Origin of the sequence: Leptospira mayottensis 200901116 (genome assembly GCF_000306675.2) — a bacterium.
Lineage (GTDB): Bacteria > Spirochaetota > Leptospiria > Leptospirales > Leptospiraceae > Leptospira > Leptospira mayottensis.
The window spans coordinates 2,512,501-2,520,000 of record NZ_CP024871.1; the positions used below are offsets into that span (position 1 = coordinate 2,512,501).

Annotated in this window: 7 protein-coding genes and 1 tRNA gene (2 of these 8 cut by a window edge); 4 read left to right on the plus strand and 4 right to left on the minus strand. The window is 39.9% G+C overall.

Translation table 11 applies throughout. From position 1 onward, the window contains the following. A protein-coding gene (locus LEP1GSC190_RS11385) for a protein-disulfide reductase DsbD family protein (RefSeq protein ID WP_002764259.1) crosses the window boundary here: on the minus strand, nucleotides 1-737 show its 5' portion. Its footprint begins 637 nt before the window's first position; the window shows 737 of its 1,374 coding nt (coding positions 1-737); its start codon is at nucleotides 735-737; its stop codon lies off the left edge, out of view. Between the two features lie 411 nt (nucleotides 738-1,148). On the opposite strand from LEP1GSC190_RS11385, the gene LEP1GSC190_RS11390 reads away from it, so the two are divergent. Further along, nucleotides 1,149-1,877 carry a hypothetical protein gene (locus LEP1GSC190_RS11390; protein ID WP_036036896.1) on the plus strand — a complete coding sequence of 243 codons (729 nt, stop codon included), beginning with the start codon at nucleotides 1,149-1,151 and terminating at the stop codon, nucleotides 1,875-1,877. A 265-nt stretch (nucleotides 1,878-2,142) separates the two neighbouring features. Here LEP1GSC190_RS11390 and glnA read toward each other — a convergent pair whose 3' ends face one another. After that, on the minus strand, nucleotides 2,143-3,564 hold the full coding sequence (gene glnA / locus LEP1GSC190_RS11395) for a type I glutamate--ammonia ligase (protein ID WP_002764371.1): 1,422 nt from the start codon (nucleotides 3,562-3,564) through the stop codon (nucleotides 2,143-2,145). 319 nt (nucleotides 3,565-3,883) lie between these two features. On the opposite strand from glnA, the gene LEP1GSC190_RS11400 reads away from it, so the two are divergent. The 3 genes from LEP1GSC190_RS11400 to LEP1GSC190_RS11410 all read left to right on the plus strand — a co-directional run bounded on the left by LEP1GSC190_RS11400 (nucleotide 3,884) and on the right by LEP1GSC190_RS11410 (nucleotide 5,647). Then, nucleotides 3,884-5,206 (plus strand): hypothetical protein, encoded by a 1,323-nt coding sequence (locus LEP1GSC190_RS11400; RefSeq protein ID WP_004280649.1) that lies wholly within the window; start codon nucleotides 3,884-3,886, stop codon nucleotides 5,204-5,206. Nucleotides 5,207-5,266: 60 nt separating this feature from the next. Next, nucleotides 5,267-5,340, plus strand: a tRNA-Met gene (locus LEP1GSC190_RS11405). A gap of 22 nt (nucleotides 5,341-5,362) precedes the next feature. After that, nucleotides 5,363-5,647 carry a Cys-rich protein gene (locus tag LEP1GSC190_RS11410; RefSeq protein ID WP_002764374.1) on the plus strand — a complete coding sequence of 95 codons (285 nt, stop codon included), beginning with the start codon at nucleotides 5,363-5,365 and terminating at the stop codon, nucleotides 5,645-5,647. 29 nt (nucleotides 5,648-5,676) lie between these two features. On the opposite strand, the gene LEP1GSC190_RS11415 is transcribed toward LEP1GSC190_RS11410, so the two are convergent. Continuing rightward, nucleotides 5,677-6,540 (minus strand): LIC13305 family lipoprotein, encoded by an 864-nt coding sequence (locus tag LEP1GSC190_RS11415; protein WP_004280429.1) that lies wholly within the window; start codon nucleotides 6,538-6,540, stop codon nucleotides 5,677-5,679. A gap of 521 nt (nucleotides 6,541-7,061) precedes the next feature. Next, nucleotides 7,062-7,500, minus strand: the end of a protein-coding gene (locus LEP1GSC190_RS11420; RefSeq protein WP_036037020.1) for a chromosome segregation SMC family protein. The gene runs 2,336 nt beyond the window's last position; the window shows 439 of its 2,775 coding nt (coding positions 2,337-2,775); its start codon lies beyond the right edge, outside the window; it ends in the stop codon at nucleotides 7,062-7,064.

Here is a 7,500-nt window from a genome sequence, read left to right on the forward strand (position 1 = left end):
ATCCAACGCATCCATTTTCCCGACTTAGGAAGACTCAAACCGAAAACCCCAATCATTAAAAACGGAAATCCCAAACCGACTCCAAATAAAAACATCTTAAACGCGGCAAGAAGTACAGAATCAATTGAGATCGTACCGGAACCAACCGTAATCTGTAAAAGAATCGCGACCACGACCGGACCGACACAGGGAGAGGAAAGAAGTCCGGCACCCATTCCCAAGAAAAAAGTTCCGCCGCATCCTTGCGCGGTTTTTACCTCCTTGGATTGAAAAAAAGGAAGATGAATCAAATCCAAGGATCCCAAAGCCAATAAAAAAATAAGAATAGAAAGCGCAAGGTTAACGATTGGATAACGCAAGATTACGTTAAACGCTCCCCCCGAAAAACCAGCAATCAGTCCGAAAGAAGCATAAATTGTGATCAAACCGAGGTAGTAAATCGCAGGATGTAAAATTCTAGGAGAACCTTCTCCCCTAGCCCTTACGATTCCTACCGTAATCGGATACAATGGATATACGCAGGGTAAAAGACTTGCAAGAACCCCACCTGTTATCAGAAGAAATCCAGAAGTCCAATCAAAGGTTCCGCTGGAAATTCCTTCCGAAACGGACTTTCGAATCCCGGAAAACCAAGAACCGGATAGAGTTTCCGCGGAAAGAGGTAATCCCAAAGTCAGGACACTCAAAATCGCAAAACAAATTAGAAAATTCTTATATTGATAGATTTTCAGTAGCACGAATTAAAAGACCAAAAAATGAAACTTCGTTGCGAGAACTATGCTTCTTCTAAAAAATCAGGGGTCAACTCGTTTCCAGATGAAATAGCTCTTAAACTTGTAGTTTAGACTCGATACCGATTTCAAAAAATTATTTTTTTGCCGAGAAGAATCGGCTTTTTAACGATGATTCACGCAAAGACGGCCTTTTACTAATCCTATAAATTGAGTACCGTAATTTTATTGCAAAGCCCTGTTTCAGTGCAAAATATTGGTACTTATACTATGTAGTTCTTAAATAAGAAAGAATTCTCCAAAACGCCGATTTCTTAAACTTAAAAAAATATCCGATTCGAAATCCCGAAGAGTCTCTCATTTTCCGGACGTTTTCGCTCTCACCTAAATATTAGAATCTGCCGAAAATCACTTTGAATGCGCGTGGAAATTATCAGACCGCTCTACTGCATCCTTTTAGGGAGTCTTTTAAGTGTGGAGACAACCTCAATCTCCGCAGAAATCGACTTGGATTATAACTACGAATATGAAAAAAACGGTCCTCATACGAAATTCTCCGATTGGGTGCCCTATAAACTTCACAAATGGGAACCTAAATTTTTAGAAGATTATTACCAGCTCTACGGGCTCAAACTTCACTACGGAGAAAACGAACTCAGAAGAAACATTTATTTCCTAAAAGTCGGACTAAAGAAAAGATTCAGACATCCAAAGAACGCCCTTTGTCCTGTGAAAGACGAGGAAGAATATTATAAATATCGAAATCTTCTTTTTATGCACATCAATCTTCAAATCATGCGCTCTTACATGAGAATCGCGTCCCAATTTGATAAACGACATCTTTATTTTCACAACTTGGATTTTGCGTACGATCTGAATCGTTCCTTCGAAGTCGCAAACGGATTTTATAAGGAAGCAATTCCCTATTGGAAAGAAGCCCAAAGATATGCAGATCGTTCTTCCGAAATCGATTCCGATCTGGATTTAGGGACGATGGAAACCGAAAGATATGAAATCATCACTGGTAAGTTGGACTTCGGTAAAATCATCGAGGATCATCTTTTTCGTTTAGAAAAAAAAAGAAACACGGTCCAAGAATACTTAGCAAAACACCCAGATGCAAACAAACCGCTTCTCGAACAGTAGTTGTGGGAGCTCCTACATTGAGAATTTTTCTTGAAAATATAAGATTTTTCTGATAAAGAAAAGTCCGGCCGATTTTCTCGTGAGGCCGCGCCTACGAGCGAATCAATAAGTTACTCGGACGTCTTTTTACGGAAAAACCGTCAAAACTCCTACATTCCACTTTCAGTGAAAAGTTTTCTCAGTTCCAAAAATAAAAAAGCCCGAGAAAAATCCCGGGCTTTTCGATTCGTAATCCCAACGAGCGCCTCCCTGGCACACGATTTGATCAGCAGGAATACGTAGTAAGAAATTCGAACGGGTGAGGTCTTCCTTCCCAAGGCCAGATTTCAGTTTCAAACTTATACGCTTTGTAAGTTTGAATGAATTCTTCCGTAAACACGTCCCCTTTTTTGAGGAACTCTTTGTCCAAGAGCATGTGTTCCACGGATTCACGAAGAGTGTGTGGCATTTGTTGAATTCCCTTCTCGCGGATTTCATCAAGAGAAAGTTCGAAAAGGTCTTCTTCCCGAGGCGGACCTGGATCGATTTTCTTTTGAACTCCATCAATACCAGCCATAAGCATCGCTGCAAAAGCGAGATAAGGGTTTGCGGAAGAATCAGGAAAACGGAATTCAACCCTTCTTGCTTTGTCCCCATTTACGAAAGGAATACGGCAAGAAGCAGAACGGTTCTGGGCAGAATAAGCTAAAATGGAGGGAGCTTCGAAACCGGGAAGAAGTCTTTTATAAGAATTCGTGGAAGCATTTGTAAACGCCGCACAAGCTTTAGCGTGAGAAAGAACCCCGCCGATGTAATTCATAGCGGTGTCGCTTAAATTTTGGTAACCTTTACCTGCAAAAAGATTCACGCCGTTTTTCCAAATGGACTGGTGACAGTGCATACCGTTGCCATTGTCTCCGTAAAGAGGTTTCGGCATGAAGGTTGCGGTTTTACCATAATTATGAGCCACCATCTTAACAACGTATTTCAGTTTTTGAACGTTATCCGCCGCTTCGATCAAAGTTCCAAATTTAACACCGATCTCACCTTGACCTTGAGCAACCTCGTGGTGAACCACGAAAGTTTCCATACCGATCTGGTGAAGGGTCTTAACGATCGCAGCTCTCAGATCCACTTGAGAATCCACAGGAGCTACCGGAAAGTAACCACCTTTGGTTCCGGGACGGTGACCTGTGTTTGTGGAACCGGGAAAATCCGTGTGGGAATTCCAAATCCCTTCCGAAGAATCGATTTCGTAGTATTGAACGTTGATCGCATCTCTTACTTTGATGTTGTCAAAGATAAAAAACTCGTTTTCAGGTCCAAAATACGCAGTGTCAGCGAGACCAGAGGACTCAAGATACTTCAGAGCTTTTTTCGCGATAGAACGAGGGCATTTTTCGTAAAGAGTACCTTTGTAGATGTCAAAAACATCGCAGAAAACGACAAGAGTTGGATCGGCAGTGAAAGGATCTAAGAAAATCGCATCGGTATCCGGAATCAACTGCATATCGGACCTGTCGATCGGCTGCCAAGCAGGAATGGAACTTCCATCAAACGGTAAGCCTTTAAAGGAATCTTCATTGATGGCAATCGTATGATACGATACGTGGTGCCAAGCTCCTTTGATATCCGTAAAACGGAAATCGTAGAAAAGAACGTTATTCGCCTTGGCATATGCGATAACTTCACTAGGTGTTCTGGACATTCTATTCTCCTGTTAGTCTTCGAGTATTAATCGTTAATTCACGCATCATGCGTCTACACTTTTTAGTGCAAATATCGTACCATTAAACTGAAATCCGATGATTTCCAAAAAAAGAGCCGAAGTCCCTTTTTTTCTCCGTTTCAAGAACGAATCCGGAATCAAAGTAAAATTCCTTGAAAGACAGGCAAGCCCTAAAATACACTGCGGTTGCAGATTTTATCTTTTTTCCAATTCAATTGGCAACTAGCTCAAATTTCGTACATTATTCGTACCGATAATTTACATTCTGCATAAATATTATTCAGTATTTGAGAAACCAATGAAACAAATTCATTTTCTTACCGAAGCAGAATTGAAACAAAGATTAGATCGAAAAACTTTCGAATCCCTTTTTGAAAATTCTCATCCGAGTGAATTCGTTTTGAAAGAGTTTTATGATCAAGTGAGCATCTGGGCCCAAGAACTGGATGCAAAATACTGGATCGAATTTCCGGATTCTATTTTCGAAATATTCTCTAAACCTTTGGCATCTAAAAAATCGGTTTATCGTTCTGTCTCACTTCTTTCAGATTTTCGTTTTTCAACGTCCCAAGTTCCGTCCAAAATTTTCCCTGCTTATGTTTGGAGAAAATTCATACATTTTCCTTTTACTTCGAACGAACCCTCTCTTTCCTCTAAAATCGCAGCGATCGAAAAAAAAATAGAACTCGTTTCCGGCAGAAAAATAAATAAGAAAGGAAATACTTCCGTATTTCGACTCGAATTTCAAATTTTATCCCGGAGATCTATCGATCTTAAAAAAATTTTGGAATTACCAATCCCTGAAAATTTTACGGAAAGAATTATCGAAAAACAAGGAGAGTTTTTTCTCATTACTCCGAAATTAAACGGAGTTCAAAGCCTTTTTGCAATTTATGTTCTCTCCAGTATGTCGGGAAAAATCAAATTCAATTTTTGTAAACTAACGATCGATCTTTCCGAAAATCGGGAGATGATTCCGGTTTGGTTTTCCCGTTCAAGTGCAATTCTTTCGGCAATCGACTTTGAAAATTCTCCCCTTTATACAAAAAACACAGACGAAAAATTTTCCACTTTAGAGATCGCAGTTCCACCTTGGCTGAGCCCTTCGTTTTTATTTTTGATACTAGAATCTTCTTTTTTGGATGTTTGGGAAAATTTAAATATGTCTTCTTCGGATACAAAAATTCCAAATTCCTTTCCTCAGTTCGAAAGAAGCGAATCCTGGAGGAATATGACGGAACACAGATTCGCTTCCCGTGTATCAAGACATGTGGGAGAGGAAGAATCCTTCTTTCATTCTCTTCTTCAAAAAGAATATGAAACCGCCAAGAACGTCCTTGTTTCCACTTTAGAAAATCGAAGAAAAAAATTGGAAGAATTTGAAATTCCGGATCTTTTAAACCGTTTGAAAGTAATTCAGAATTTCTCCCAAACGATTTCTTTCGACGAAGCCGTCTCAAAAGATTGGAAATCTATACAAGCGGAAATCACAAATTCCGTTTTGGAAAAATGGAAGGAAAAAAAAGAATTAGAAGCGAAAAAAGTCGAAGATATTTCTTCGACTTCCACGTGGAAAATTCTCATCGAAATCTGGAAGTCCTCCATCAGAAGGAAACCTTGACAGGCCAATTCCCTCGAAAAAAATAGCACTGGAACCGATCGAATCGGATCCAAACAAAGCGGCGACGTAGCTCAGCTGGTTAGAGCAACGGAATCATAATCCGCAGGTCCGGGGTTCGAATCCCTGCGTCGCTAATCGTTCCCAAAGGAGTTGACGTTGAAACATCTCTTTCTATTGATCCTTTCTTTTCTAATTTCGACCGGTTCCGTATCGGCTCAATCTGCCGCTTGCAATGAAATTTGTGGTTTCTATTCCGGTTGTGTGGAACAAAACGCCCCTAGAAAATTGAGCGCAGAGGAAAAAACCAAAGTTAAAACGGGTTGTATCAATTCTTGTAAAAAACATAGCGCGGCTGTTGCGGCTTGTTTTGAAAATCACAAAAATCAATGCAAACCTTTTAACGAGTGTATCGTAAGCGCATACAATACGAATAAAAAATAAATTTTAACTTTCTTGTCAAAAGAATCGTTTTACCTTCCATTGCAAGCAGACTCGGTTGCGGTGATTTTAGTTTTCCAGTCTGAATTCTCAGCCCCTGGAAAAGGCCAAAATTCTTTCCATTCAGAGATCGTTCGATTGACTTTTGCCGCAATGATCGGATCGGATTGACAGAATCGTATCAAACGATTGTAATCGGAGATAGGCCCCATGATTCCCTGTCCGATTTCGGCGCGATCTTCCACATGATTTGTTGTCGCATAAAGCGATACGAAACCAGGTAGAGGATGTGAAAAAACCTGTGGATGTGGATTATTTTGTTGAGGACCGTAATGATTTCCGTACTGAAATCCGGCATAATTCAGTGATCCCCAAGCCGGATCAAAAAGAATAAATCCCAAACTTTTATCAACGGCATGCGTTAGTTCGTGATGGATAGTCCCCAATCGAGCATAATAGTCAAGGGGACTGATGAATGTTGATGTTTCAGAGTCATATATCCTCCTTTTACCTATTTCATCGAGTACGTTCAGATACATTATATTAGAAACCAAATCCATTGATCCTCCATCAAAGTTTCTACAGAGTTGGACGTATTCAACACCCGCCTTGATCCAATACCCTCTCGGATATCTAGAGATTTCCATTTTTAATAGCTCTATAAAAAAATTGAGATCTTCGTCGGAATTACTCGGATCACAAGGAATCGGAAATTCCTGTCCTCTATGAGTGATGATCTTTACGTCTCGATCGTAGTTCTCGGCTCGGTCCGGTGGATACGGTAGCAGGATTAATGAATACAGAAGTTTTGAGTCGTCCTCGTTTTCTTTATCGATATTGCCGCAAGTTTCAAATGCAATTAGAACCAAAAAACTGAGAATAAACTTTATTTTCATGTAGTATGCCCCACTGTAAATTTTGAGTACATCCAACTAACGATTTTACAATCGAATGTATATCAAAATTTTCTTGTAACGATCGGTGACAACTCAAATCAAATAATGTCAATTTAATATCGCGCGAGGCACATAAATATCAGGAGAAGATCGTAAATGTGATTTCAGTCGGTACTACTAATACTTATATAATAGAGTGTCTAAAATTCTGCGTCTAAACGTGGGATTTGTGCTCCAATTAACGGTATTCTATTTTATAGGATCAGTAAGAGACTCAACTTCAATCGCAATCTGATTTGAATTTAGCACCGGAAGAAAGATTTTCTATTTCGTTATTAAAATTAAGCTCCATTTTCTTCACTAATCACAGGGAACGATACACGAAGGAGGCGCAACGCAATCCTGTTCCACGCCATCGGTGGTCGAAAATAAACGATAATTTGGAAACAACTTCTACACGTAAAACGAATTAGAATTTCTGCATATAGTAACGCCGTATTTTTCCAAGTGAAAATTTTCTTTTAAACGGCCGCTTCCGCAACTTTTTCCGCGATAGAAACCGCTTCATTCAATTTCAAAGAAAGAATTTTGGAAATCCCCGGCTCCTCGTTCGTAACTCCAAAAAGGGAATTTGCCCTATTGATCGTAGACTGCGCATGAGTGATCACAATAAACTGAGACTTATCCTTAAACTTATCCAGAATTTGACAGAAGCGAAGTTTGTTCGCCTCATCCAGAGCCGCGTCAATTTCGTCTAAAAAGCAAAATGGAGAAGGTTTTACCATATAGATCGCGAAAAGCAACGCAATCGCAGTCATGGATTTTTCACCACCGGACAAAAGCCGTAAATTTTGAACGTGTTTACCGGGAGGTTCCGCCATAATTTCGATCCCGGCATTCAGACTATCTTCATTTTCCGCCAATTCTAAAATAGCACGCCCGCCATTGAAGAGAGTGGAA